The 26,348-nt window shown below is 37.8% G+C and carries 25 protein-coding genes; 9 read left to right on the top strand and 16 right to left on the bottom strand.

Annotated features, from left to right (window positions below):
* From AAHB15_RS26910 to AAHB15_RS26900, 3 genes are all read left to right on the top strand, one after another.
* The coding region (locus AAHB15_RS26910; RefSeq protein WP_342043676.1) for a hypothetical protein at positions 1 to 197 on the top strand (197 nt) is incomplete at its 5' end.
* 53 nt (positions 198 to 250) lie between these two features.
* Complete coding sequence (locus tag AAHB15_RS26905; RefSeq protein WP_335572227.1) at positions 251 to 1,222, top strand: MerR family transcriptional regulator; 972 nt, start codon at positions 251 to 253, stop codon at positions 1,220 to 1,222.
* 106 nt (positions 1,223 to 1,328) lie between these two features.
* Positions 1,329 to 1,853, top strand: a complete 525-nt coding sequence (locus AAHB15_RS26900) for a MerR family transcriptional regulator (protein WP_335572228.1) — start codon at positions 1,329 to 1,331, stop codon at positions 1,851 to 1,853.
* Positions 1,854 to 1,896: 43 nt separating this feature from the next.
* Here the strand turns inward: AAHB15_RS26900 and AAHB15_RS26895 are convergent, their stop codons facing one another.
* Together AAHB15_RS26895 and AAHB15_RS26890 are read right to left on the bottom strand one after the other, a co-directional pair.
* Positions 1,897 to 2,892, bottom strand: coding sequence for an acyltransferase family protein (locus tag AAHB15_RS26895; protein WP_342043675.1), 996 nt, complete (start codon positions 2,890 to 2,892; stop codon positions 1,897 to 1,899).
* Between the two features lie 285 nt (positions 2,893 to 3,177).
* Complete coding sequence (locus AAHB15_RS26890) at positions 3,178 to 4,428, bottom strand: DHH family phosphoesterase (RefSeq protein WP_335572230.1); 1,251 nt, start codon at positions 4,426 to 4,428, stop codon at positions 3,178 to 3,180.
* A 243-nt stretch (positions 4,429 to 4,671) separates the two neighbouring features.
* On the opposite strand from AAHB15_RS26890, the gene AAHB15_RS26885 reads away from it, so the two are divergent.
* Positions 4,672 to 5,673 (top strand): NAD(P)H-dependent flavin oxidoreductase, encoded by a 1,002-nt coding sequence (locus tag AAHB15_RS26885; RefSeq protein ID WP_335572231.1) that lies wholly within the window; start codon positions 4,672 to 4,674, stop codon positions 5,671 to 5,673.
* Positions 5,674 to 5,723: 50 nt separating this feature from the next.
* On the opposite strand, the gene AAHB15_RS26880 is transcribed toward AAHB15_RS26885, so the two are convergent.
* Positions 5,724 to 6,203, bottom strand: a complete 480-nt coding sequence (locus tag AAHB15_RS26880; protein ID WP_335572232.1) for a nitroreductase family protein — start codon at positions 6,201 to 6,203, stop codon at positions 5,724 to 5,726.
* 146 nt (positions 6,204 to 6,349) lie between these two features.
* On the opposite strand from AAHB15_RS26880, the gene AAHB15_RS26875 reads away from it, so the two are divergent.
* Positions 6,350 to 6,475: a hypothetical protein gene (locus AAHB15_RS26875; protein WP_261380804.1), complete on the top strand. Its 126-nt coding sequence runs from the start codon at positions 6,350 to 6,352 to the stop codon at positions 6,473 to 6,475.
* Positions 6,476 to 6,525: 50 nt separating this feature from the next.
* Here the strand turns inward: AAHB15_RS26875 and AAHB15_RS26870 are convergent, their stop codons facing one another.
* Entirely contained in the window at positions 6,526 to 7,209 is a 684-nt protein-coding gene (locus tag AAHB15_RS26870; RefSeq protein ID WP_335572233.1) for a M50 family metallopeptidase, read from the bottom strand.
* A gap of 212 nt (positions 7,210 to 7,421) precedes the next feature.
* On the opposite strand from AAHB15_RS26870, the gene AAHB15_RS26865 reads away from it, so the two are divergent.
* Complete coding sequence (locus tag AAHB15_RS26865; protein ID WP_098529243.1) at positions 7,422 to 8,546, top strand: ABC transporter ATP-binding protein; 1,125 nt, start codon at positions 7,422 to 7,424, stop codon at positions 8,544 to 8,546.
* A complete protein-coding gene (locus AAHB15_RS26860; RefSeq protein WP_335572234.1) occupies positions 8,546 to 10,102 on the top strand; it encodes an ABC transporter permease/substrate-binding protein in 1,557 nt (518 codons plus the stop codon). Before AAHB15_RS26865 ends, AAHB15_RS26860 begins: the two co-directional genes overlap by 1 nt.
* Positions 10,103 to 10,169: 67 nt before the next feature.
* Here AAHB15_RS26860 and AAHB15_RS26855 read toward each other — a convergent pair whose 3' ends face one another.
* Positions 10,170 to 10,787, bottom strand: coding sequence for a TrkA C-terminal domain-containing protein (locus AAHB15_RS26855; protein ID WP_335572235.1), 618 nt, complete (start codon positions 10,785 to 10,787; stop codon positions 10,170 to 10,172).
* 149 nt (positions 10,788 to 10,936) lie between these two features.
* Between AAHB15_RS26855 and AAHB15_RS26850 the strand changes: the two genes are divergently transcribed.
* Positions 10,937 to 11,509 carry a membrane-spanning protein gene (locus tag AAHB15_RS26850; RefSeq protein WP_335572236.1) on the top strand — a complete coding sequence of 191 codons (573 nt, stop codon included), beginning with the start codon at positions 10,937 to 10,939 and terminating at the stop codon, positions 11,507 to 11,509.
* Between the two features lie 10 nt (positions 11,510 to 11,519).
* Positions 11,520 to 12,104, top strand: coding sequence for a hypothetical protein (locus AAHB15_RS26845; RefSeq protein WP_335572237.1), 585 nt, complete (start codon positions 11,520 to 11,522; stop codon positions 12,102 to 12,104).
* A gap of 25 nt (positions 12,105 to 12,129) precedes the next feature.
* Here the strand turns inward: AAHB15_RS26845 and AAHB15_RS26840 are convergent, their stop codons facing one another.
* The 11 genes from AAHB15_RS26840 to AAHB15_RS26790 all read right to left on the bottom strand — a co-directional run bounded on the left by AAHB15_RS26840 (position 12,130) and on the right by AAHB15_RS26790 (position 26,161).
* Positions 12,130 to 13,491 (bottom strand): aspartate kinase, encoded by a 1,362-nt coding sequence (locus tag AAHB15_RS26840; protein ID WP_335572238.1) that lies wholly within the window; start codon positions 13,489 to 13,491, stop codon positions 12,130 to 12,132.
* A gap of 198 nt (positions 13,492 to 13,689) precedes the next feature.
* Entirely contained in the window at positions 13,690 to 14,304 is a 615-nt protein-coding gene (locus AAHB15_RS26835) for an NUDIX hydrolase (RefSeq protein WP_098529254.1), read from the bottom strand.
* Positions 14,305 to 14,412: 108 nt separating this feature from the next.
* Positions 14,413 to 15,567 carry a homogentisate 1,2-dioxygenase gene (locus AAHB15_RS26830; RefSeq protein ID WP_335572239.1) on the bottom strand — a complete coding sequence of 385 codons (1,155 nt, stop codon included), beginning with the start codon at positions 15,565 to 15,567 and terminating at the stop codon, positions 14,413 to 14,415.
* Positions 15,568 to 15,582: 15 nt separating this feature from the next.
* Complete coding sequence (locus AAHB15_RS26825) at positions 15,583 to 16,500, bottom strand: fumarylacetoacetate hydrolase family protein (RefSeq protein WP_335572240.1); 918 nt, start codon at positions 16,498 to 16,500, stop codon at positions 15,583 to 15,585.
* 104 nt (positions 16,501 to 16,604) lie between these two features.
* On the bottom strand, positions 16,605 to 17,720 hold the full coding sequence (gene hppD, locus AAHB15_RS26820; protein WP_342043674.1) for a 4-hydroxyphenylpyruvate dioxygenase: 1,116 nt from the start codon (positions 17,718 to 17,720) through the stop codon (positions 16,605 to 16,607).
* A gap of 248 nt (positions 17,721 to 17,968) precedes the next feature.
* Positions 17,969 to 18,763, bottom strand: a complete 795-nt coding sequence (locus AAHB15_RS26815; protein WP_098529262.1) for an ABC transporter ATP-binding protein — start codon at positions 18,761 to 18,763, stop codon at positions 17,969 to 17,971.
* The gene (locus tag AAHB15_RS26810; RefSeq protein WP_342043673.1) at positions 18,738 to 19,769 is read right to left on the bottom strand and encodes an ABC transporter permease; all 1,032 of its coding nucleotides are present in this window, start codon (positions 19,767 to 19,769) and stop codon (positions 18,738 to 18,740) included. Before AAHB15_RS26810 ends, AAHB15_RS26815 begins: the two co-directional genes overlap by 26 nt.
* Before the next feature lie 125 nt (positions 19,770 to 19,894).
* Positions 19,895 to 20,893: an ABC transporter substrate-binding protein gene (locus AAHB15_RS26805; protein WP_335572242.1), complete on the bottom strand. Its 999-nt coding sequence runs from the start codon at positions 20,891 to 20,893 to the stop codon at positions 19,895 to 19,897.
* 265 nt (positions 20,894 to 21,158) lie between these two features.
* Complete coding sequence (locus tag AAHB15_RS26800; protein WP_255286609.1) at positions 21,159 to 21,287, bottom strand: hypothetical protein; 129 nt, start codon at positions 21,285 to 21,287, stop codon at positions 21,159 to 21,161.
* A gap of 96 nt (positions 21,288 to 21,383) precedes the next feature.
* Positions 21,384 to 22,544 (bottom strand): cation:proton antiporter, encoded by a 1,161-nt coding sequence (locus tag AAHB15_RS26795; RefSeq protein WP_335572243.1) that lies wholly within the window; start codon positions 22,542 to 22,544, stop codon positions 21,384 to 21,386.
* A gap of 203 nt (positions 22,545 to 22,747) precedes the next feature.
* A complete protein-coding gene (locus tag AAHB15_RS26790; protein ID WP_342043672.1) occupies positions 22,748 to 26,161 on the bottom strand; it encodes a hypothetical protein in 3,414 nt (1,137 codons plus the stop codon).
* Positions 26,162 to 26,348: the final 187 nt, after the last annotated feature.

The raw sequence follows: 26,348 nt of genomic DNA, 5'->3' as shown, positions 1-26,348 counted from the left end.
AAAAATTTAATACCAAAACCCCCCCAAAAAAAAAAAACCACCACAACCCCCCAAACCCCCCCCCCAAAACCCCCCAATTCTCTTCTTTTTGTATTCAGCGCCTTTTTTGCAAAAAAATGTTGTTATTTCGTGGTTTCAGTCTTGTTTTGATAGCTTTTGTCAAGCGGCAGGAAAAGTATATACCCGATGGTGAATAACTAGATATATGACCAAAAATTTTCCTATATAAATAGAGAGAGGAATGAATCTTATGAAGACCTATACCTTAAAAGAAGTTTCTAAAAAAATAAATGTATCTCCTGGGACATTACGAAAATGGGAACAAGACTTTGAAGATTTACTTGATATCCCTCGTACAAAACAAGGAGCTAGAATATATACGGATTTAGAAATTGAATTATTGTTAGAAATAAAACAGATGGCTGACAAAAAGGTTAATAAAGAAGCCATCCGTCAAGAAATTCAAAAAATTGAAGAGCCTGAGGATGTCGAGATACCAGCTATGCAAGAGGATTCTTCAGAAATGTTCCTAAAAGAAGTCATGCCCTCGGAACCTGAGCTCTCTTTAGACATTCCCCTAGAAAAGTCCAGCGCTCCCGATCACGAAATACCTTTAGAAACTGTCACTGCTGAGGCCATAACACCGGTGCCAATTGAGGAGATTGCCATGAAAAATACAGAACTTTTTTTTGAGGCTATGGAAACCTACAAAAAAACGTTCTTAAGTGAAGTAAAGGATGAAATTCGAAGTGTCATGCGCAAAGAAGTTCTAGACGAAGTGAGAAAAGAAATTACGAAAGGTACTTATGTAACCGTAAAATCAATCTCTGATTCCATTTATAAATCCACAGAGAACACTAAGGCGGAGATTCAAGAATTATCGGAGTCTGTAGAAAAAATATCAGAGGAAACGACAGACAGCTTGAAGCAGCTTGCAAATAAAGTGACACATGCATCATTAGAAACCTCAGAAGAAATCTTTTCAATTTCAAAGCAGCTGTCGGAGACTTCTGAAGAACTTTCACATTATGTGGATGTAACTAACAACGAAATCTCTGGTCTAGCTGAAGCCATCACAAAAGACCGTGAAATCCTGATTGAAGAGCGAAATCAATACCGAAACGAAGTTACCCAAAGGGAATTAGCCTTCCAACAAATGTTAACCAATTTTCGTGATGTAGCCGCTGCAAAAGAAAAGAGATGGTGGAAGTTTTGGACATGAGTTCATTACTTATTATTTATTGTCATGTTCCTTTATTCTTTTAGGATTAATTATCGTTCGTCACTCTTGGTTTTTAGGCTTATTCTATCATTAAGGGGGATGCGGCATGAATACTAGTGAAGTAGCAAAATTATTAGGAGTATCCGCGAGCACCATCCAGCGATGGGTAAAGCAGCTTGAACTGCCTATGGAAAAAAATGAACGAGGACATTATCATTTTAGCAGCGAGGATATTCACCAATTAAAAGAAATTCATGAAAAACTGCAGGCCGGAACACTTCTTCATGAAATCAGCCCAGTTGGTGAGAAAAAAAGCATGCGAAAAGGGACTGTAAAGGCGGTTGAAAATGATAAAGCAATGGAAAAGTTATTTGAGAAGGTCCGAGAGTTAGAGCTTAGTTTACATGCAAAAGCAGATTCCGTTGCCTCCTATCAATTGCTGCAGCATCGGCGGGAAATAGAGGAGTTACAAGATCAAGTTAAAAAATTAACCCAGAAAATGGAACATCTCCAAGGCCAGCTGAACGAATTGAACTCACCATTACAAACTGAAAAACCTATCGTCTTTGACCAAACAAAAGCTAAACGGAAAAAGAAGAATTTAATGAGCAGTCTTTTAAGTTTTTTATAATTCAAAAGTCGAACGTATCGTACGTTCGACTTTTTATGTTCCATTATCCAGTTTTAACCTTAAGCTCCACCAGTGGCCGTGTATATTTTTTTATAAAATAACTGCCGAGTATTTGACAGATGAAAAACGACAGAAAGAAAAGTAAAATGTAGTTTCCTGATAGAAAAGCTAAACCTTCATCCGGCACGATTACTTGGATTGATTTTATAATAAAACCATGGAATAAATAGACGTATAATGTTCTTTCACCAATCTTTGTAAGTTTGTATTGTGTTGAAGGAATTAACGCTAAAAATCCAAACACTACCAATAATGTCAGAGCATACTGCATAATCCGCACAAGGCCATCCGACCATTGCATCCCGCCCATATTCGAGTAAGAGGTATCTCCTAACAGCCATGGCACTGCATCTTTTGGGAAGCCTAATCTGAAGAATAACATGGTCGCGATAATCACTAATATTCCAATTGGAAGTGAATACTTAGCCCGTACAACCCTTTTTAACTGATTAGCATTTAGTAGAAAGCCTAATAAGAAATAAGGGAAAAAGACAAAGGTTCTTGAAAGGCTTAAAAAACTCCCGGCATCCTCTACGTAACCAATCGCAATACCTAATATGATCGCTACTCCAAACCCCAGCCACTTTAGCTTAGCAAAGACATATAACAGTAAATTCCAAAAGAATAAACTTAACAAAAACCATAATGACCAATGAGGATGTAAGAAGTCAAAAGCTAACTTTTCTTCCTTACCAATTAGATAATAATAAATGGAGTAAATAATTTGAAAGATAAAATATGGTATTAATATCTTCTTTACTGACTTCTTAAAGTAGCCCTTCTTTTTATACCCTTTTGCAAAGTATCCTGAGATTAAGATAAATGCCGGCATATGGAATAAAAATATTGCCGTATACAAAGTAAAAAGTATTCCATTCTGCTCCTTAAGCGGACTAATGATATGTCCGAAAACAACAAGAAAAATTAAAATAAATTTGGCATTGTCGAAGAATTTACTCCTTTTTGAAGTTGCAGCCATTTTATCACCTCGGTTGTTTTTCGTTCAAAAAGGTATAGTAATAAGCTATTTAGTGTTAATCCTCATCACAATAGAAAACCTTTTATACTTTGTTAAAATGAAGATAATTATCCTTATACCAAGAATAGCATAAAAATATTACAGTAGTATGTATTAGATTTTACCAACTATTGCATATAAATTACAATTCTAAAATAACTATACTATTTACCTAAGAATAATTTACCAGTTACACCTTAAGAAAACCTTAATAACATAAAAAAAGAACTTAGGAGTCCTAAGCTCTTATATATTCATAATATCGACAAAGTTATTACTAATGATTTCGTTATAGTTTTCTTTCAACTCATCTATGGATAGATGAAGAAATGCTGACAACTGTTTCAAGTATTCTTGGTCAAATCGGAGCCATGAAGCATGATTTCTTTTCAGAGAGCGCTCAGCTTCAGGGAAACTGGAATACAGCGGTGCTTCCCTTTCCCCTTTATGGACAATATAAAAATTCCCATCCCCCGTTGGAACAATATAAGAAATTTCCCCATTATGGTTTTGATAACTTGTCCCGATTGCAGATTCCTTTACATTAAATTCGTTTCGGTCGGTGTCTGGCTTCAGTGGGTTTAAGCCAAATACCTCGACAACAAAAGTTTCGAAGGCCTCTTTAGACAAATCTGCTCCAGATGCCTTTGGATGTCCCCCACCACCAAATTTTTGGGCAAACTCTGCCACATTTACTTCATCATGAATGGTCCTGAAGCCCATTTTCTTACCCGAGACATTTAAAAGGACAATCATATCTAAATGAGTATAAATATTATTTAACGCGTTCCCAAGCTCAGACAAATACTGTTCAGCATGAACGATTCCAATACAATAATTATTCACAAAGGTCTGTATCGTCTGCCTGCTCTTTGAGTGGATATATCGATTAATCTTTTGTTCCTCAAGATCAAGAATCATATTTTCCGTGTCTGTTAACGAAAAGGATTCTTTATTTTCAGTCAGCCGCTTTAGCATTTCTTCTTCAAACTGTTCTCTGTTCAGTATGTAAAATAAGTCATTTAACCGCTTTGCTGTGACATTGTTATTTTCATCCCACTCCCAGGTGTCATATTGACGGACTAAATCAATAAACTGCTCTAAAGCTATATTTCTTTCCATTTTTTTATGTTCGATTAAATAATCATAAAATAAAGAGGTTGCACATGTCTTTTTCCCATTATCATATTCTGGAATCACTTTTCCCCATTTATATTCGTTAAAATGCATGGCGGTAACATGATGATCAATCATCTGAACAGGTCTTCCATGCCGATATCGTTCTTCAAGCATTTTCTCGACCGACTCATTCACCGCTAAATCGGTTATAAAAATTTCTTCCTGATTATTACCAGGATGTGTTATAACTGCTTCCACTCGTTTATTTAAATTCCGATAAGAACAGTAATAAACATTCGCCTGATCACCAAAGGCGATTTTGGCAATCAGCCCGCATCCTAGGCCGTCTAAGTCAATATCCGTAAAAAGTCTTACCATACAAGACACCATCCAATCTTATTTCCATAACGCTTATTTTGTTTTTGTTGAACGCTTCCTATTCAATTTTCAGTACATCCTGATTTACTCTTTTCTTTCTATTTGCTTAATATATCGCAAATGGCAGATAAAATCGAATATTTTTTTACCAAGAATCTATAACTTACATTTATGACCAGGTAACAATTATCACTTACATACTCCTCTTTCCATGATAAGATTCATGGGAAGTTTCTTATTTTTATGAAAAGGGGTAATCATTTGAATTTTCCACAACTAAAAATAGGGCATATGATGCCAAAGGTTCCGATTCTCCAAGGAGGAATGGGTGTGGGTATTTCGCTTAGCAAGCTAGCTTCAGCTGTTGCTAATGCAGGAGGTATTGGAATTATTTCCGGAACTGGTATTTCCGTCGAGGAGATGCGAACACATATAAGAAAAGCAAAGGACCTAATTAAAAATAAAGGATTTATTGGTGTGAATGTTCTATTTGCCATGAATGACTTTGCGGAAAAAATGAAGGCTGCCCTTGAAGAAAAGGTTGATTTTATTATCTCCGGTGCAGGCATTTCAAGGGATATGTACAGCTGGGGAAAACAAGCAGGGATCCCTGTTATCTCGATAGTTTCCTCAGCGAAGTTAGCGAGGATTTCAGAACGATTAGGTGCCTCTGCTGTTGTCGTTGAAGGCTTTGAAGCAGGAGGGCATCTTGGCACAGATCGTCCAATGTTTGATATCCTGCCAGAGGTAGTAGAAGCAGTATCCATACCAGTAATTGCTGCCGGTGGAATTATGAACGGAGAAGATATTGCAAAGGCAATAGCCTTGGGTGCCACTGGAGTGCAGATGGGAACTCGGTTTGTAGCAAGTGTGGAATGTGATGCACCAATTGCCTTTAAGCAAAAATATGTAAATGCAAATAAAGAGGATTTAGTATTGCTTAAAACAACCGTTGGCTTAAAAGGAAGGGCCATTAAGAATAACTTTTCCAACCTTATTTCCGGCGAAAATAAAGTAAGAATCACTAAATGTCAAGATTGTTTGAAGAATTGTTCCTATCGTTTTTGTACTCTCGATTCACTGCTTACATCCATGGATGGTGATGTCGAGAATGGTCTTGTTTTTGCGGGGGCACGAGTGGCTGAAATTAAAGATATATTACCTGTGCAAACTATTATTGATAATCTCACAATCGAGTATCGAAATTTTTTGAAAAACAGCTCTGGTTCTTCAACACTAACATAAATCCTTAAATATAAAATCCAGCCACCCGATAACATTGGCTGGATTTTACTTTAAGGTAACCTTTTTATCTTTTCAGCAATCGGCTTTCGCGGTTTTGGCTCTGGAATTATTTCCGGATAGCCAACCCCTAATACACCGATGACTTCATATCCATCCGGAACTCCAAGTATTTCCCTGTTTCGCTCTGAAGCCCCGATTGATGACCAAAATGTCCCCACACCGTCTGCCCAAGCAGCTAAGTTAAAATTTTGAATAAAGCATGCTGTCGCTAATGCATTTTCTATCAATTCTATTTGTGTCGCACCATCCTTAGATAAAACGGTCATAACCACAGGGGCATTGCCAAAGTTTGTTTTATGGTTTAATTTTTCTCTTGTTTCCTTCCCGAGAAAAAGAATTTCCCACGGTTCTGTCATGCGATGATTAGGTGCCATTGACGCAGCCTGCAGCCAAGTCATAAGGTCTTCCTCTTTCACTTCATCCGGTTTAAACTTTTTAATATTTCTACGTGATCTAATCACTTCTATCATCCTGACCCATCACTCCATTTCGGACTTTTATCGTTTTGGATAATATATGCTCAGATCTTTTAGCTTAGTTCGAGAAATAAAAACTAGATAAAAAAAACACTCCAGGTGCAAAATAAGCACCATAAATATAGAAAGGAGGAATTTTAATGACTAACCGCAATGATAATCGGGAGCGTATGAATAAATATCCTAACAACAAAAAACAGGATACTGAATTCTCCAAAGAAACTAGCATACGCAGCGAAATCACTAAAAAAGATTTACAAAAGTAACTATTGAATTAGGTGGACTTACTCAGGTTGAGAGCTAGGTCCGCCTTCGTTTATATACCTACCTTGTAATAACCTCGTTTAAATCCATAAAAACAAAACCAAAGTGATTGCAGGAAGAAAAACAGCCCCCAAAATGCCGCAGGAAGAACCCCTGTTAACTGGGCAAGATTAGCGGCATCCCCTGCAGCTTGTGGCTGTAGAATGCTAAGGAATAAAATTTCATATGTGCTTTGTACAGAATCCACTAATAGAATAGCTGCAATTAACAATAAAAGGTGGTCTCTAACACCCTGACTCCCCTTAATCAGTAAAAACAGGAAGGCACATGCAAAAGAGAAGAGCCAAAATACCCCATAAGGATTACGCACCCAAAATATCAAATTCAAAAAAATAAACGCTAGTAAAAGGTCAATCAGCAGTATTTCCTTTTTTCTCCTTAATAACAAAAAAGACAAAAAGGCCATGAAGGATGCGAAGGTATAGCCTGCAAGACTTGTAAAAAAACTGCCCATCCATGTTGATTGATCGCTAATCGTTGCGCCTTCAGAGTTCATAAATAAAGAAATGGTTTCCACCTTTCCCCCAAATAAAGCAATGATCGCATGACCCGTTTCATGGATCAGTGTATTAATTATTTTTACATAGTTTCCTATTATCGGTACATGGATCAAAATAAAGGCAATCGCGAGGAAAAGGAAAAACTTCGCACTGAATTTGTCCCGGACAAAGCCCAAGTTAATTCTCCTCTTTTATCGTAACTTTTCATATCTTTATTTTACATTTTATATAAAAAATATCGCAAATATTCACTATAAAAATCTTGGTTTCATTTTTAGTTTAACTGGGTATATCCTCATTAGCTTCATCTGGGGTCGACAACCAACAACTTATATGTTACAATTAAGTTGTTACTATATTGATCTAATAAATTTAAGGGGGAATGAAATTGATAGAATTCAAGAACATTGTTAAGAAATATCGGACTAAAACCATTATCAATCCATTTTCATTAAAAATTGATGCGGGACAGTTAGTTGTCTTTATTGGTCCAAGTGGCTGCGGTAAAACCACATTATTAAAAATGATTAATAAATTAATCCAACCATCATCCGGGCAGATTTTTGTAAATGGAACTGATATCACCTCAATGAATCCCATTGAACTCCGCCGTAATATTGGCTACGTCATTCAAAACACCGGTCTATTTCCACATATGTCTATCAAGGAGAATTTAGAATTAATACCGAAGTTAAAGGGCGAAGACCCTGCTTCCATTGAGAAAAAGACAAATGAATTACTGGAATTGGTAGGCCTCGAGCCAAAAGAATATTTACATCGATACCCGAAAGAATTAAGTGGCGGGCAGCAGCAAAGAATTGGTGTTGCGAGAGCCTTTTCCACAAACTCTGATATTATTCTGATGGATGAACCTTTCAGTGCACTAGACCCTGTAACCAGAAGCTCCCTTCAAGATGAATTGTTCCAGATGCAGAAGGAATTAAACAAAACGATTATTTTCGTTACCCATGATATGGATGAAGCGATAAAAATAGCTGATAAGATTTGTATTTTAAAAGATGGGGATATTCTTCAATATGACACTCCGGAAAATATTCTTAAAAATCCAGCTAATCAATTTGTCGAAGACTTTATTGGAAAAAGAAGGGTTTGGAATAATCCAGAATTATTAATGGCCGAGGATATCATGATCCAAAATCCCGTCAAGATAACCGCGATGCGTACTGTTTTGCAGGCCATCGAGGTTATGAAGGATCATAAGGTTGATAGTTTAATGGTGACAGACAAACATAATATCCTAAGAGGCCTGGTGACATTAAAAAGTATCCAATTACTCAATCGAAATTTATCTATTGAAATGGTTATGGAGCAAAATGTCCTGTCTGTTTCAGAGGATGCCAATTTAATCTCAGTGTTAGCCACTATGAACGAACATAAAATCGGATATCTGCCTGTTGTGAACAGTACCAGCCAATTAACAGGTTTAATAACAAGAAGCAGTATCTTATCTGCGTTAAGCAGTCAATTAATTGATTTGGAGGTGGCATTTTAATGAGTGGATTTTGGAATTATCTTACAGATAACTATAGTCAAATCCTTAGCTTACTAGGAGAGCATTTATATTTAAGTATCGTGTCCGTTTTAATTGCCATAATTATTGGGATTCCATTAGGAATATTAATTTCAAATGAACCTAAACTCTCAAAACCGATAATTGGGACCACAAACGTAATTCAGGCTATTCCAAGTTTAGCCTTACTTGGTTTTCTCATCCCGTTTATCGGAATCGGCAGTACGCCTGCCATTGTAATGGTTGTACTTTATTCCTTACTTCCAATCGTTAAAAACACTTATACAGGTTTAACAAATATTGATGGAGACATTCTGGAAGCCGCCAAAGGTATTGGTCTGACCAAGAGTCAAACGATGAAAAAGGTACAGTTACCACTGGCCTTCCCAATGATTATGGCGGGTATCAGAATTTCAGCGGTAACAGCAGTCGGTTTAATGACTATTGCGGCTTTCGTTGGAGCAGGTGGACTTGGATACCTGGTATTCTCAGGGGTTCAAACTGTTGATAATCACATGATTTTGGCCGGAGCAATTCCAGCTTGTATTCTCGCTCTGCTCATTGATTTCACAGTTGGTAAACTAGAATCATCTCTTTCTTATACTAGCAAGCAAAAATCAATATCGAAAAAGGGAAAAACAGCAAAAAGGTCATTAATTGCCTTTGCCGCTATTTTATTGGTTGCAGCTGTAGGATTTAAAGCATATTCTACTGCACAAGCTGAGGATAAAATTGTTATCGGTTCAAAGAACTTTAGTGAGCAATTAATATTAGGTAATATGCTGGCTGATGTTATAGAAGCTAAGACGGATATACAGGTAGAACGTAAATTAAATCTAGGAGGTACACAGGTCGCTTTTGGTGCATTAAATTCTGGAGATATTGACATGTATGTAGAATATACGGGCACAGGTTTGGTAAATATTTTAAATCAGCCTCCGGAAAGTGATCCAGATAAAGTCTATAATTATGTGCAGAAAGAATTTAAGCAAAAATATGGAATTGAACTATTAAAGCCGCTTGGATTTAATAACACTTATGCGTTAGCCGTTCGACAAGATACGGCAAAAGAGTATGGTCTAAATACTATCTCAGACTTAGCTAAGGTAAGTGGAAACTTAATTATGGGTCCTACCATTGAATTTCCAAACCGTGAAGATGGGTTAATCGGACTTTCAAAAACCTATAATATGGCATTTAAGGATGTTAAAGCAATTGATGGCGGCTTGCGCTACACTGCTTTAAAAAATCATAAAAGCGATGTTATTGATGCCTTTTCCACCGATGGTTTACTTCAAGCGTTTGACTTAAAAGTATTAAAAGATGACCAGCAGTTTTTCCCACCGTATTATGCGGTGCCTTTTATAAAAGAGGAAACTTTAAAAGAGCATCCCGAATTGAAAAAAGTACTCAATAGCTTATCCGGAAAACTAACGGATGAAAAAATGCGGGAACTTAACTACAAGGTTGACAGTCTTAAACAGTCTCCAGCTAAGGTTGCCAAAGAATTTTTAGAAAAAGAGGGATTATTAAATTAATAATTAAAGCCGGTCATCTTGACCGGCTTCTTTGTTATAGTCCAGCTTATGTAATTATGTGTTTCGATTAGTCTTCTAAAAAATGAACGACCCTATCATATGTCTCATCATCACCAATTACAAGTAAAACATCCCCTTCAAGGATTAGTGCATACGGTCCGGGTGAGATGATTAACTCCCCCTTACGCTTCATTCCTATAACCGTCCCACCTGTATTTTGCCAAAATTTCGTTTCTGAAATTGTTTTTCCGATATGAATGCACCCTGGAAAAATTTCCACCTCAATAGGTGCTAAGGGATTGGTGTGCCTGAGCTTCCCTGAATAATCCATGATTTTTCTTAACGTATCAAAAAGTTCCTCATCCAGCCTATTCCTCTCTGAAATGAGGCTGTTCATTTGTTTTTCTAGATCCTTTATACTGGCCAAATTGGAAAAACGGTGAATATATTTATAAGCATTCTCCCTCGATGAGATGATAATTCCACTTCCTTTAGTGGATTGGACAATCTCTACATCTTCTAGTATCTTGATTGCTCTTCGGACCGTTTCAGGTGAGACTTTATATTCACTTGCAAGGGTGGACCTTCCATGAATCTTTTCTCCTACTTTAAACTTTCCATCGTAGATTCTATTTGCTAAATCAATTGCAATCCGTTCATATGTTGGAATTTGTGCCTTTTGCATTGAACCACCACCAAGTTTCATCTTTTGAAAATTTTCATACATTATTACTATACCGTTTCTACTATCACTTTGCGAGCCGTACCTATACCTTTATAATTAATCACTTTTGGACATAATTGTAAGGAGTGATTTTGATTTGAGGTGAGCAGGTGAAAAGGAAGGTTGTTATTGCATTAAGCATATTATTTAGTCTGGGTATGACTGCATTGTTTATTTATTACTTGATGAAACATGACCATACTAGGTGGCAAGTAGCACTTGGAGGCATTTTCGTCAGCTTGCTGCCGCTTGGCTTACTAAAGATGAAAAATAATCCCTTTAACATTCCCATTATCATCTCTTATTATCTTTTCTTATTTTGTTCCTTATATTTAGGTTCCATCTCAAGCTTTTATTTGCATTATAAATGGTGGGATTCTACCCTGCACTTTTTTAAAGGAATATTTGTAGGGGTTGTGGGAATAAGTCTTTATAACTACTGGATACCACAACATGCACGAAGGAATGTTTCTGTAGGGATTCTTGTTCTGTTTGTCCTCTCACTTGCTGTTTCCTCGAGTGTCCTCTGGGAGATTTATGAGTTTGTAGGCGATTTGACTTTAACACACACGATGCAAAGGGGTGGCAATAAGGATACCATGTACGATCTTCTGTGCGGTTTGGGAGGAGGTCTTATCACCGCGGTTTATACCCTTTTTAGGAAAAGAAGTCTAATTAAATAGAGGTGCTGTAATGAAAAGAAAACTTGTGATAATAGTCAGTTTATTGTATATCGTATTCATGGCCATCTTGGCAGTGTATTACCATAGTATTGATAAATCCTTTAAATCAACTGTGGCAATTGGCGGAATTGTTTGTGGAGCTGTGCCGCTTTTGTTAGCCCTGTTTACTAAGCTGAAATTTAATCTGCCCATCGTCTTTTCCTATATCATTTTCTTAGTAGGTTCACAATATTTGGGTTCAATATTAGGCTGGTATGGACTTGGGTGGTGGGATACCTTTATGCATTTCGTCAGCGGTGCCATCCTTGCGTTCGCGGGAATTGCATTATATGAAAGGTTAATTCACAGGGATGCAGGGAATGATATTTCCCCTTGGTTTGTTTTCCTTTTTACCGCATCGTTTGCAGCATTAGGTGGTGTGATGTGGGAGGTCTACGAGTTTAGCTGCGACCAGCTATTTGGGATGACCTTGCAAGGCGGAGGAAATAAAGATACAATGACAGACTTAATTGCTGACACTCTAGGCGGCCTTGTTATCGCTTTATGGGCGTTGATTCGTACAAAACTGAAATTGAAAAAGGTACGTCGTGATTAACGTACCTTTTTTAATGAAAAGAAAATCAAACAGTCACAGGAACAAAAAACTCCTCATAAAGAGCCTGAACCGCTCGCTTCTCATCTACCTCTTTGACACCAAACATCATACTAACCTCAGATGAACCTTGATTAATCATTTCAATATTAACCCTTGCCTTTGCAAGTGCCTTCGAAGCTCTTGCCATGGTCCCAACATTTCGGCGCATTCCCTCTCCAACCACCATAATGAGGGCCAGACTATGAGCAACTTTCACTTCATCCGCATGTAACTCATTTTTGATTCGATTAATCACTTCATCCATGACTTTCTCATCAAGCTGATTCTCCCGTAAGATGACAGACACATCATCAATACCTGAAGGCGTATGTTCATATGAAAGACCATAATCTTCTAATACACCTAACAGCTTGCGTCCAAATCCGATTTCTCTGTTCATTAAGTATTTGCTGACATAAATGCTGCAAAACCCTTTATCGCTGGCGATGCCAATGACAGGTCCATTTGTATTGTCACGTTCGTTCACTATAAGTGTTCCTGGTGCTGATGGATTATTTGTATTCTTAATATTAACAGGGATTCCTGCTCTAAAAGCTGGTACAAGTGCCTCATCATGTAATACTGTGAATCCGGCATATGATAATTCTCGCATTTCCCGATAAGTTAATTCTTTTATTTCCTTTGGCTTTTGGACAATTGAAGGATTTACAGAGTAAACCGCATCTACATCTGTAAAGTTTTCATATAAGTCTGCCTTTAGCGCATTTGCAAGGATAGAACCGGTAATATCCGAACCGCTCCTTGAGAAGGTAAACACCTCTCCACTGAGGCTAAAGCCAAAGAATCCTGGAAAAATTTGAATGCCAGACTGCTCTTTTAATGAATTTAGTCGTAAATAGGATTCCGGCAATGCTTGGGCATTTCCCGGCTCATCACTGACAAGAAGGCCTGCTTCCTTAGGGTCTACATAATGAGCTTCTACACCCTGTGCTCGAAAATAAGCGGCTACTAATTTCGCATTATTATCCTCACCGCTGGCTTTTAGCAAGTCGATAAACCGACCCGGTTTGCTTTTGTCACTGGCAATTCTTGTTAATAAGTCATCATGAATTTCCTGGATCACTCCATCTGAAAGATTTAATTCATTTGCAATAGCTGCATATCTCTCAAGGACAGCCGCTACCTTTTCCTTTGGATCCTTATTTTGTAAGCAGTCATCAGCACATTCAATCAATAAATCTGTTACCTTTATATCTTCTGCATACCTCTTTCCCGGAGCTGATACAACGACCACTTTACGTTCACGGTCAGCAGTGACAATTTGAAATACTTTTTCTAGTTGTCTTCCGGAAGCTAAAGAGGATCCGCCAAACTTTACGACCTTCATGGATACATCCCCTACTCTATAAAAATATAATTTTAATTTTATTACAATTTAAAAAATAATCAAGTGTTTTTTCCGCTCATCACAAACAATTGTCCTTGTGAAAAAGACAATCGAGAAAAAAATGAAGAGGTAAGCTTATACACAAGTAAAAATCACTGTTTTATTACTTATTTTCCTTATTAAACCTATTCTGCTGATTTAGCTAATCAGTTCTATGAAATGGGCTAGAATTCTTGCCGTTAGTCCCCAAATTGTTTTACCGCCATAGCGATAAAAATATTCGTCCATCCCTCTAGCCCGCCAGTTATATTTTTCACCACCGGGTATTAACTCAAACGGAAAATTTTCTTCCGGCTCCGCTTTCAGAGACACACGATAGATTTCCGGCTCATTATGGATCAAGAACGATAATGGTACCGTAAATATTTCCCCAACCTCAGCTGGGCTTGGCTGAATTTTTTCCGGGTTATTAATATAACCTACATATGGATAGAGAATCATCCCAAAGGGTGAAATCATATAATCCAATGGAAATACATCGGTAATATCTTGTTTATTTATCCCTAACTCCTCTACTGTCTCACGGATGGCTGCATCTCGCTCATCTATATCTTGTGCATCTATTCTGCCTCCCGGAAAACAAATTTCTCCCGGCTGACGCCTCAATTCTAGTGACCGAACCTCAAATAACACATGAATTCCGTCCTCTTTTTGCAATAATGGAAGCAGGACAGCATATTTTGAAAATCTTTCACTGCCCAATATCTTGGGCGTATGACTATTTAATTTAAATAAAACGGAAGCTAAATCCATAATTTCACCTCACTCTATATGTATTACAAAGAATGCTTAATACTACAATACCACTTTCTTCTAATGAAAAAAAACAACCCAGCGAATTTCGATGGATTGCCCCTCTCATTATTTATACCAGGAATACATATAGCCTGGGTCCTCTATTTCTTGAGCATACTTAACCATTTTTAAAGGGTGAAAGGTATCAATCATAACAGCAAGTTCCAATGTCTCTCTTTTACCAATACTAGCTTCTACTTTTCCAGGGTGAGGGCCATGAGGAATCCCCCCAGGATGGAGTGTAATCGAACCCTCCTGTACCCCCTTACGGCTCATAAAGTTTCCTTTTACATAATAGAGCAGTTCATCGCTATTGACATTACTGTGATAATAAGGGGCTGGTATGGCTTCTGGATGATAATCAAATAGTCTCGGAACAAATGAACAAACCACAAAATGATTACCTTCAAACGTTTGATGAACCGGCGGCGGCTGATGGACCCTTCCTGTAATGGGCTCAAAATCTTCAATATTAAATGCCCAGGGATATAAGTATCCATCCCAGCCCACCACATCAAATGGATGATGACCAAGTATATGTGAGGAGATGACTCCTCTTGATTTCGTAAAAATTTCAAATTCCCCTTTTTGCTCAAATGTCTCCAAGTTCTCAGGTCCGCGAATATCGCGCTCACAAAAAGGACTATGCTCTAAGAGCTGGCCATATTCATTTCGATAACGCCTTGGTGTAGTAATCTGACTGAAGGATTCAATAAACAATAATTGAGTGGTTTCCTGTTTATTAGGTATGACCCGATAAATGGTTCCAATCGGAATTATTAAATAATCACCTTCACGATAGGAAATGGTACCGAACATGGTCTCGAGCTTTCCGGATCCGTAATGAATGTATAATAGTTCATCTCCATCTCCATTTCGATAGAAGCATGACATCCGTTCTGTCACATTGGCCGTTCCGATAAGGAGATCTTGATTTCCCATTAAATAATTCCTTGCTTTAAGCGCATCTCCCTCTAGATTCGCTTTACTAGTCATAAAGTGACGGTGTTTTAAAGATTGCTGCTCCTCATATTCCGGCAAATAACTGCCGACTAGTTCCGACTTAACTATTTCAGTTGGCATATGGTGATGATACAAAATCGATTGTGTTCCAGCGAATCCACGCGTTCCCATTACCTGTTCTCGAAATAAACTCCCATCCGCTTTTTTAAACATCGTATGACGCTTATGAGGAATCTGGCCCATTTGACGGTAATACATCATTTCACCTCTTTTTTAGTCGATGATTGTATTCTTCAGTACGCCAAGCCCCTCAATCTCAAGTTCTACCAAATCACCCGGTTCCAGCCAGCGGTGTACTTCAGGACCAAGCTCGAGGATACAGCCGGTTCCAACTGTTCCTGACCCAATGATTTCACCAGGATAAAGGGTGACCCCCTGTGAGGCTCTTGAAATCATTTCTCCAAAGGTATAGTAAATATCCTTCAGGTTCCCCTCAGAAAGCAAAATCCCATTTACACGAGCCTTCATAGTTAGATTAAAACCTCCATGTTCTTTAAGCGGTTCTAGTTCATCTTTCGTAACAATCCATGGCCCAATTGAGGTGGAAAAATCCTTCCCCTTTGCCGGCCCTAATCCAACCTTCATTTCTTCTCTCTGCAGGTCCCTCGCGCTCCAATCATTTAAAATACAATACCCAAAAACATATTCATCTGCTTGATCGGCTGGAATATCCCTGCCTTCCTTTCCAATGATACAAGCAATTTCCAGTTCATAATCCAGCCAACAACAATTTACAGGTCTCGAAATTTTATCTCCTGGCCCGCTTATAGCAAGATGATTGGAAAAATAAAAAACAGGCATCTTATACCACTCAGGAACTACTGAAAGCCCACGTTTTTCCCGTGCCGTCTTTACATGCTGTTCAAAAGCATAAAAATCGCGAAAACTTCTTGGGTTAGGTAGAGGTGCTTTTATACGGAGCTCCTTTAATGGATAGACTCCCTCCTGACCTGGGAGCAGGGAGCAGCCTTTTGCCTGTTTCAAGTATTCTTCACTATTGTTGAGAAAATCTAATAGATTATTAGGAAACCGTTGACCTAAAGCTTCACACATATCTACTGCATGTTCATCATCTATTAACCATCCTGCACTAATCCTTCCATCGCTTTTTTCAAAGGTTATAAACTTCACATATCTCACCTTTCTAGGTTCTTTTTTATTGAAAGGGAGAAGATGCTCTCCCTTGACCGATCGATTTAGACCCCCATTTAAACCTTTACCTACTGATCTATTTTTTATAAGTTTCCGCGTCTTTCCTGTTCACGTTCAATCGATTCAAAAAGTGCTTTAAAGTTTCCTTCGCCAAAGCCACGGGCTCCTTTACGCTGGATGACTTCGATAAATAATGTCGGCCGGTCCACAATTGGCTTAGTGAAAATCTGTAGTAAGTACCCCTCATCATCCCTGTCTACTAAAATATTAAGTTCACGAAGCTTCTCAATCTCTTCGTCTATTTTCCCAATCCGCTCTGCTAATGACTCATAGTAAGTGTCCGGTGTTTTGAGAAACTCCACCCCATTCTTTTTCAAAGTGGTGACTGTCGAAACAATATCTTCTGTTAAAATGGCCAAATGCTGAACCCCGGGACCATTGTAGAACTCCAGGAATTCTTGAATTTGTGATTTTCGTTTTCCCTCGGCAGGTTCATTAATCGGGAATTTTATTCGACCGCCATTATGCATGACTTTAGACATAAGAGCCGAGTATTCCGTGGTAATATCCTTGTCAGAGAAATGTTTCATTTCAATAAAGCCCATCACTTTTGAATAATATTCCACCCATTCCTCCATCCGCTCGACATTTCCGACCACATGATCTATACCAATTAACCCCGCATCTTCAACCGGCAGCTCCGCCGATAAAGGTTCATAACCAGGTAAAAACGCTCCTTGATAATTTTTCCGCTCAATTAACGTATGGATAGTGTCTCCATATGTACCGAGAACGGCCTTTTTTACCACTCCATTTGCATCCTTCATTTCATATGGAGCAGTATGAGCAATCGCACCTCTTTTTACAGCTTCTACAAAAGCTTTGTCTACATCATCCACCAGCAGGGCAACATCCTTGACGCCGTCTCCATGCCTTTTAACAAATTGGGCAACTGCACTATCTTTAGTATAGGAACCCGTCAGTACGATCCGAATATTACGTTGTTTCAAATAATAGGAAGCGGTTTCACGATTACCAGTTTCAAGACCTGAATAGGCAACTGGCTGAAAACCATAGGCAGTACAAAAGAAGTGACAAGCTTGCTTAGCATTACCTGTATAGATTTCAATATAATCAACATCACGGACCGGAAAAAAATCATTAGACAACTGGTCTGCTCTTTTTCTCTTTTCTTTCATCAAATGACCCCCATCTCATCTTAAATCAGGAATATTCAGAATTCATTTTAAGTGATAGGTTTTTGTCCACTCAAGAATAGGAGATAAAGCAATAACGCTTTTAGGTGATAAAGAATCATAATTTGACGAAATCATATTTCCCAGAAAAAAGAAAAAACACACCTTATTCGGTATGTTTTCACTGTTTAAAAATTGGAAATAATATTAGAAATGCCACAATGTCTAAAAATGTAAAAAAATTTATTACATTACGCCAGTATGGCTCGATCACTTGCCATTTGCGTACCGCGAATTCGTTTAAATTCACTTAATAATCCTTCAATTGTCAGCTTGTCCTTATCCTCTTCATTCACTTCTAATATGATTTGACCCTTATCCATCATGATTAACCGATTCCCTAGGTCAATTGCTTGCTGCATATTATGGGTAACCATTAAGGTTGTCAGATTATATTTAGCAACAATATCCTTTGTTAAGTTGGTAATAAGCTCTGCACGAGAGGGGTCAAGTGCAGCTGTATGTTCATCGAGCAGGAGGATAGAAGGCTCAGTGAATGTTGCCATTAACAAGGAAAGTGCTTGCCGTTCCCCGCCAGAAAGTAACCCAACCTTTGCACTAAGGCGGTTTTCTAAGCCTAGATGAAGGGATTCAAGAACCTCCCGGAAATAGTCCCGTCTCTTTTTCGTTACTCCTTTTCGAAGTGTTCTCGTTTTATTCCGTGAATAGGCCATTGCAAGATTCTCTTCAATTGTCATACTAGGAGCCGTACCTGCCATCGGATCCTGAAACACACGTCCAATCATCGTTGAACGGTTGTACTCTGACATGCTCGTAACATTCTTTCCTCCTATATGAACATCACCCACATCTGGAATTAAAACCCCCGAAATGATGTTCATTAACGTGGATTTACCTGCACCGTTACTTCCAATAACTGTTACAAAATCCCCTGCTTTAAGGGAGAGGTTGACATGATCAATCGCCACTTTCTCATCCGGGGTTCCCTCATTAAAAATCTTATGAATCTGATTTAAGTGCAGCATGATTGTCCCCCTTTCCTTGTGCAGAGGCCTGAATTAGATTCATTCTTTCCGCTTTCCTTCGAGCCTTACGCTTTTTCTCTTTTGAAGCATCAATGATTTTTGGTGCCGTTAGAGCAATAATGACAATGATGGCAGTAATTAATTTCATATCTCCAGGGCTCATAAACTCCGCTCGTAATGCTAGAGTTACGACAATTCGATAGATAATAGATCCGCCAATAACAGCCAGTGTCGTTCTTGCCATTGTTTTGGTACCAAAAAGTGCCTCACCAATAATAACAGAAGCTAAACCAATAACGATCATTCCAATTCCCATACCAACATCGGCAAACCCGCCTTGTTGAGCAATAAGTGCCCCTGAGAAAGCAACTAAGGCATTGGATAGGCCAAGACCTAGAACAACTAGAATATTGGTATTTGCTGAAAGACTGCGGATCATTCTCTTATTATCGCCGGTAGCTCTGATAGCAAGACCAATTTCAGTTTGTAAGAATAAATCTGTTAGGAATTTGATTACGAATGTCAAGATAATCATAAATATCAAAATTCCCCATGTTTCTGGAAGGCTATCGCCAAGTCCAACTTTGGTTAGAATTTGATTGAAGAATGAATCAATTCCCCATTTTTCAAAAAGGTCACCAATTTTTGTAAAAGCAGTATCAGTATTTAATAAAGGTATATTTGCTCGCCCCATAATTCGTAAATTAATAGAATATAACGCGATCATCATTAAAATACCGGAAAGTAAATTATTAATTTTTCCAAACGTATGAAGAAGGCCAGTCATACAGCCAGCAGCAAATCCGGCGATTAATGCCGTAATTGTAGCCAAAAAAGGGTTTACTCCATTTGCTATTAATACCGCTGAGATCGCGGCACCTGTAACAAAACTCCCATCCACCGTTAAATCTGGAAAATCTAAAATACGAAAGGAAAGGTAGACGCCCAGCGCCATAATCGCATAGATGATACCTGCTTCAAAAGATCCAAATATGGCTGTAAACATAGAGATCATCCTTTCTTTGAGTGTTTGGGCCCAATGTATTAGAGCCATTGTTTACTCTTATGTACGAGTCAAGGAGGTAACCTTGAGGCATAGGTTACCTCCTTGAAAAAGATCATTACTTAAGATTATTTTCCATCATAAAATTCGCCAAGTTTACTCCATTCATCCTTCACTTTTAAGCCTTGGGCTTCAGCAGCTTTCTTATTAATGACTAGTTTTAAGCTTTTTGGAAGCTCAACTGGGATTTCCGAAGGTTTTTTCTTACCTGATAAAATATCTGCAGCCATTACTCCGGATTGGTAACCAAGGTCGTAATAACTGAATCCACTAGCGGCTACTGCACCTTTCTTCATTGAATCCAGCTCTCCAACAAAAAGAGGGATTTTCTTACTATTGGCAACGGCAATAACAGCATCAAGAGCTGTAACAACTGTATTATCGGTAGGAATATATATTGCATCAACACGACCCGCTAAAGACTCAGCAGCCTGCTTTACTTCTGAAGTATTTGCGACTGAAACATCAACAAGTTTAGCACCTTTTTCCTCAACAAGTTTTTTCACAGCTTTAACTTGAACCTCTGAATTTTGCTCACCTGAATTATAAATCACGCCAACATTTTTAGCTTTTATTTCATCCGTAATAAAGCTAATCGTTTTCTTTGTTGCATCAGGATGATTATCAGTGGTCCCAGTAATATTATTACCTGGTTTATCAAACGATTTAACTAGACCTGCTCCGACAGGATCCGTTACAGATGTAAAAACAATTGGAATATCCTTTGTAGCATTTAAAGCGGCCGTTGCACTCGGTGTAGCATTTGCAAATATCAAATCTACTTTATCGCCGACAAAATTATTCGCAATGGTTTGTGTATTATTCATATCCGCCTGAGCATTTTGTTCATCAAACTTTACCTTTAACCCTTTGTCCTTCAACGCCTGCTTGAATCCTTCTGTTGCAGCATCTAATGACGGATGCGGTGCGAATTGAGTAATACCTACATTGAATTCTTTTTCTGCTCCTGATTTTTCCGAACTTCCTGAAGACTCCTTGCTTCCGCATCCAGCTAACAGCAACATTCCTGCTAATGCGATCGAGACTGCCTTTACCTTTCTTTTCATGAACATGCTCCCCCAATTTCATTGCAATTTTCTAATAATTTTTTATATATTAAAAATTATTATTATTCTAGTATCTTTTTTCGATAAAAGCAATAGAAAAACCAAAAATATTTTTTCGCTTTAAGCTCGAAACTTCAAGTTATTAATATTACTAGGTAAAATCGCTTTCATTGTGGAGCGTTATTTATACTATAAAATGAAAAATGCCCTCTATTTAGTAGAAGGCATTTCATGGTGTATTATTATTTAAATGTCGTCATTTTACTTACCAATTACGAGTATTTTCAAGAAGTTGGTCAATCTCCACTTTTTTCACTTTATTATTGTTTTTCTCAGATGTTAGATCTGAAGTGGCTTCTAGTAGTTTGTCGATATCGATTAATTTGATTCCCATCTCTAACCTCCATAGAACTTTTAATAGTTAATGTAATCTACTAAACTATTCGAGCTTCAAAAAGAGAACATGGGGGTCGTTTTTCAAAAATGTTAATTAAGCTGTTATTTTTATATCTTTTTGACTCTGACTTTTTTTAAAAAAGTATTTCATCATTGGCGGTGTCACTAAAGTAGTTACAAGAACAACAATAACTAAAATGGCGAAAAGCACTTGGCTGATTAAATGACTCTCTAGACCAATTGCAGCTATAATTAAGGCTACTTCTCCCCTTGAAACCATTGCCGCACCAATTCCAAGTGAACTGCTCCATGAAAATTTCGCCAGTTTTGCACCTGCTGCAGCTCCTATTAACTTTGTTAGGATTGCGAGAATGCTAAGCCCGATGATGGTACTAAGATGTTGTGAAATACCCTCAAAGCTTGCTTTTACTCCAATCGAAGTAAAGAATACAGGTACGAAAAGGGAGTAACTAATTGTTTCTGCCTTTTTTAAAATTTCATGTTTAAATTTAGTGATATTTATGGCTAAGCCGGCAATGTAGGCCCCAATAATCGCAGCAACCCCGGTTAATTCTGCCAGATAAGCAAACAAAAAGCAGATGATTAATCCACCGGATATAACGGATTCTGTTACCTTTAATGGTGCAAATTTCGTTAAAATCCACGGGACTAACTTCCAAGCTGCCAAGATCGCTCCTGCGAAAAAGAGAACCTTTTTCAATATGATGATACTTAAATTGACATCCCCACCTGCCACGCTCATTAAAAAGGCCAGAGCGATAATGACTACTACATCATCGATAACAGCTGCACCTAAGATTGCTGTCCCTTCTTTTGATTGCATTTTATTTAATTCTTTAAGTGCCTGAACAGAAATGCTTACACTAGTAGCGGAAAGCAATAAGCCTAGAAAGGAAGCCTCAATGGTAGACATATTCATGAATACTCCAGCTATAAACCCGATAAAAAACGGAACAACGATTCCACTTAACCCTACAGAAGTTGAAGCTTTCCATGAGCGTTTAAATCCATCAATATCCGTTTCTAAACCCGCGATAAACATTAACAGGATAACACCAATCTGGCTAAGTTCTTCCAATGTACTCGTATTCGAAACAAGCCCTAAAACAGCCGGCCCTAGAAGAATTCCTACAAGAAGCTTTCCTAAAACGGACGGCTGTCCTAACTTAACACTAATATCCCCAGCTATTTTAGAAGCTAATAAAATAATCGCTAACTCGAAAATGAAATCCATCTGATTCACCGTTCCTTTCGAAAAAAATAAAAAGAGTCTGTGCTTTAAATCCACAGACTCTTTTTTAGTAAAAATCAAAAAAGCCCGTCAACCAATGGACATAATTATCCCTTGGTGACAGGCTCCTCCAATAACGTACTATATAATTAGTTGTATTATAACATATTTTATAGTAAAAAACAACAATGTGAATGAGCATTGTATTAGTTCCACTTTCGTATCTTATCAATAATGTTAACTTTCAGGTAGGTAATAAAAGTGGACTCTCCCTTTTGAACCTTTTGTTTATGCCATTCATTAAAGCTTGCGATTGTGATTAAGATTATCCCCGCTATCAACAAGTATACCCACCAAGGCATGTTGCCCCAATATGGTCTCGTTTGCAGAAAAACATTTAACAGTAATACGCTTGCACCTACAAAAAAGTACGACTTTAGTTGAATATACATTCCTGCCACCATTGATAACAAGGAAAGTGAACCTAAAATAATTGCATCATAAATGGTATGGCTTAACAATGCATCTTGGATTAAAATCAGCGCTACAAACAATAATACCATCCATTGAAGAGCCTTCACTACCTTTTCATATTTCCCCTTTAAACATTTCCGGATGAAAATGGTCAACAGGATATAGGGAAGAACGTATACCTCACGCAGCCAAAGTGACGGAATATGGATCGTACTAATTATTGCATAATAAGGCTGTAACGTATAACCGCCCGCCGCAATGGTCATAAAAGCAGCATATTCAGCAGGTACTCTTTTCCGTTGAAGCCAAAAAGTTAGTACAATCAGAGTTCCCGGCAATGCATGACTCCAAAGTTGTTGATTCTCTAAAAAATACATATACGCAAAATACATAAGACCAGTAACTGTATATCCGTCTATTTTCAATTCCAATAACTTTGCGCTTGGCTCAACTAGCTTCTTATAAAGGATTTTACCAGCTAAAATTAAAACCATACCAATGAAGGCAAAAACAAGCATTTTTTCAGGCGACGTCAAATCGCTTACATACGTGTACTCTACAGTGGCCAAGAAAGCGAAACCTAAAGGCACAATGCCTAAAATGTCCCATTTTACTTTATGCAAATAATACAGGATTCCAATTACATACAGGCAGGTGATTAGATATGGGATGAAACCATATGGATAGACTATTAGCAAGGAAGCTATCCCAATCATGGAAAATGGCACCAAATAAAAAGTTGTTCTTTCTTTAAATTCCTCGTTGGCAAATAAGTAAAATGCAAGCATTAGTAAACTGCTGATGGGGAATGCAAATCTTACATCGGACTCAAGATGTATTCTCTCCATCCCTGTTGTAATAACAAAAAATAATGCTGTAAAACTTCCGTAAAGGAAAACCCTTATTTTCCACTCCCTACCAGCCAATTTGGCACTAACTGCATATCCCACTAGGGCCATTATAAAGCTAAAGACGGCATCTTCTTGATAGATTAACCAAGTAATCGCAAGGACAAGAGGAAGAATGAGGTGTCCGACCCAAGCAAATGCTGCCTCGAGGTCAGGATTTGATTTTCGATAGAGACCTGCGATCACAAGCAGAAGGATCGCACACATAGATGACACTAATGAATTGGTCAAATGATTAAATGCAAACTTCTCTGTAATAGCATTTATAACGGAAAAATAGCAAAGAAGCGTCGTTAAACTGATAAAATAAGGTATCCAATTGGTCCTAATCCTTTTATAAAAATAGGAATACATTCCTATTCCCGCTAGCATAACTAAAGGCTGGACCCAAGTGTGATTGATAGGACTAACAATGGCATGGATTATGGCTAATGTATAAAGGGCTTGGGTGATAATCAGTGAACTTTTTGCAAAATCTTGCTTAGAAAGCTTTCCCCAAACAATGCTTGAAACTAAAATAAGCACAGCTCCGGCTGCGAAATTAACCGCATACCCATATTCAGAATAGTACGTGAGGGAGTTTACATTAAACTCCTCACCAAAAGCGGCGGTGGAAAGGCCTAGTGAACTAGGCAATACCCATAAGGCAGCTTCCTTTAGAAGAATTCTATCTTGATATTGATGAAGTAAATAGGCGGCAACAGCTAAAAGCAAGAGCATCACTCCCAATTCCCACCAATAAAGAAAAGCAAGCGTAAGGATCATGGCAATTGTCATAATGGATAATCCTATCTCTACTGCTGCATTTCGTATCTGCTGTATATACTTAAAGAAATAGAAGATTCCAAAGACACTAAAGAGAATAAATCCTGTAAAAAATAATTTAAGAGCGAAATTGATTTCTTCAATTGGTCTTGTTAATAAAGAAACAGCTTCATAGATGCCTGATGACAGTAAAAGTGCACTTAAATAAGGAAAAATAAATCGCGAACTATGGTGGGAAAGGTAAATAAAATTTGCTGCCATAATAAAATAGGCAATCAGAAGCACAATTGCCGGTTGTCCCGAACGGAGAAAAATTCCTTCAAAACTAATATATATAAAAGCAAAACCTGAAATAACAGCACTGGTATACTGAAATGCTTTGTCTAGTGAGAATTTATTATCTAATACTTTAGGAACAAAGATAATCCCAAAGGCCACTAATGCGTAAACAATCCCGCCCACATTTTCAAGGAAACTATTCTCAACGAGCTGATAAGCACCATAAACCAGCATGACAGTAAAAATAAAGTGATATTCCTTCCTGCCAGTAACATACATCATCGATAAATAAATTACAGCAGTTAACAGGAGGTTAAAGCTGTACAAGACCTCACTATCAAAAATGTATAGCATAAATAGTGTAGATAAAATCAAATTCACTTGGATAAATGGTATAAATTCTTTAGTAAATAGTTGTAGTCCGCTAATCTTTTTCACCCGTTTGAAAACAAGGATAAGGACTGCGTTATATAGCACCATTCCTAGATAGAAAAGATCAATCTTCAAATGAAGGGCCGCCAGTAAAAAAGCTGCTCCTATAGAAAAACAAACAAACGAGAACCAGACAAATAATCGCGAACCTAATTTTCTCGCAAACCGTATATACACCACAAGTGATAGTAGACTTCCGAGCAATCCAAGCAGATAACGTCCTCCACCGTCAATCGATAAATACGAGCCTAAAAGCCCAAACCAGCCTAAGGAGAGAATAAAAATCGGTAAGAATAAGCTCCCTAACACTGTGAAGGCAAAAGCTGTTTTATCAATATGAAGTATTCTATTGGCAATAAGGGCAATAGAATAAAATAACAATGAAACAATAGCAATTGAACAGCTTTTCATTAAGCTTGTCATAGATTCCCAATTACTTGTTGCTACAAATAAACCGCCGATTAATAGAAAAATAACACCTATATTTAAAGACCAGGTTATGTTTCTTTCTCGAGCCTCTTCGGGTGAAAGTGTTTTTCTGACTTTGGCAGGTTTCGGAGTGGCAGCAGGTATTGACTTTGATTGTAATGACTCATGTTCAACCGCGTGCACATCTTCTTCTTTTAGTAAATCGAGGTGGTATTGGTGATGTGCCTTCGCCACTGTCTCAACCATAGCATCTGAAAGATACCCTTCTTCTTTCAACTTATATAACTCATACCTAAAGGTTCTTCCTCTCTCTTCCATTTTATTGGGTGCCATTTAAACTCCCTCCTTATTTCATTCCATCCAGTTGTTTTATGTGTTTTATGTAATTTATGGGATTATTTACAACATTACTCCTTTAGTGTAATTTTACACCATTCCATTTAAATTTCAATCCTTTTTCTTTTTCAACTATATTCGAGTTTACGTTTGGGGAAAATATCTGTATGATAAGAGAATATTT

The organism is Bacillus sp. OTU2372 (assembly GCF_038440275.1).
GTDB lineage: Bacteria > Bacillota > Bacilli > Bacillales > Cytobacillaceae > Neobacillus > Neobacillus bataviensis_B.
This window is presented reverse-complemented; position numbering and strand designations above follow the sequence as displayed.

Excerpts from the sequence above, each read along its gene's own strand:
- AAHB15_RS26905 (WP_335572227.1), top strand. The coding sequence starts at position 251 with ATGAAGACCTATACCTTAAAAGAAGTTTCTAAAAAAATAAATGTATCT.
- AAHB15_RS26900 (WP_335572228.1), top strand. The coding sequence starts at position 1,329 with ATGAATACTAGTGAAGTAGCAAAATTATTAGGAGTATCCGCGAGCACC.
- AAHB15_RS26895 (WP_342043675.1), bottom strand. The coding sequence starts at position 2,892 with ATGGCTGCAACTTCAAAAAGGAGTAAATTCTTCGACAATGCCAAATTT.
- AAHB15_RS26890 (WP_335572230.1), bottom strand. The coding sequence starts at position 4,428 with ATGGTAAGACTTTTTACGGATATTGACTTAGACGGCCTAGGATGCGGG.
- AAHB15_RS26885 (WP_335572231.1), top strand. The coding sequence starts at position 4,672 with ATGAAAAGGGGTAATCATTTGAATTTTCCACAACTAAAAATAGGGCAT.
- AAHB15_RS26880 (WP_335572232.1), bottom strand. The coding sequence starts at position 6,203 with ATGATAGAAGTGATTAGATCACGTAGAAATATTAAAAAGTTTAAACCG.
- AAHB15_RS26875 (WP_261380804.1), top strand. The coding sequence starts at position 6,350 with ATGACTAACCGCAATGATAATCGGGAGCGTATGAATAAATATCCTAAC.
- AAHB15_RS26860 (WP_335572234.1), top strand. The coding sequence starts at position 8,546 with ATGAGTGGATTTTGGAATTATCTTACAGATAACTATAGTCAAATCCTT.
- AAHB15_RS26855 (WP_335572235.1), bottom strand. The coding sequence starts at position 10,787 with ATGCAAAAGGCACAAATTCCAACATATGAACGGATTGCAATTGATTTA.
- AAHB15_RS26845 (WP_335572237.1), top strand. The coding sequence starts at position 11,520 with ATGAAAAGAAAACTTGTGATAATAGTCAGTTTATTGTATATCGTATTC.
- AAHB15_RS26840 (WP_335572238.1), bottom strand. The coding sequence starts at position 13,491 with ATGAAGGTCGTAAAGTTTGGCGGATCCTCTTTAGCTTCCGGAAGACAA.
- AAHB15_RS26835 (WP_098529254.1), bottom strand. The coding sequence starts at position 14,304 with ATGGATTTAGCTTCCGTTTTATTTAAATTAAATAGTCATACGCCCAAG.
- AAHB15_RS26830 (WP_335572239.1), bottom strand. The coding sequence starts at position 15,567 with ATGTATTACCGTCAAATGGGCCAGATTCCTCATAAGCGTCATACGATG.
- hppD (WP_342043674.1), bottom strand. The coding sequence starts at position 17,720 with ATGAAAGAAAAGAGAAAAAGAGCAGACCAGTTGTCTAATGATTTTTTT.
- AAHB15_RS26815 (WP_098529262.1), bottom strand. The coding sequence starts at position 18,763 with ATGCTGCACTTAAATCAGATTCATAAGATTTTTAATGAGGGAACCCCG.
- AAHB15_RS26810 (WP_342043673.1), bottom strand. The coding sequence starts at position 19,769 with ATGTTTACAGCCATATTTGGATCTTTTGAAGCAGGTATCATCTATGCG.
- AAHB15_RS26805 (WP_335572242.1), bottom strand. The coding sequence starts at position 20,893 with ATGAAAAGAAAGGTAAAGGCAGTCTCGATCGCATTAGCAGGAATGTTG.
- AAHB15_RS26800 (WP_255286609.1), bottom strand. The coding sequence starts at position 21,287 with ATGGGAATCAAATTAATCGATATCGACAAACTACTAGAAGCCACTTCA.
- AAHB15_RS26795 (WP_335572243.1), bottom strand. The coding sequence starts at position 22,544 with ATGGATTTCATTTTCGAGTTAGCGATTATTTTATTAGCTTCTAAAATA.
- AAHB15_RS26790 (WP_342043672.1), bottom strand. The coding sequence starts at position 26,161 with ATGGCACCCAATAAAATGGAAGAGAGAGGAAGAACCTTTAGGTATGAG.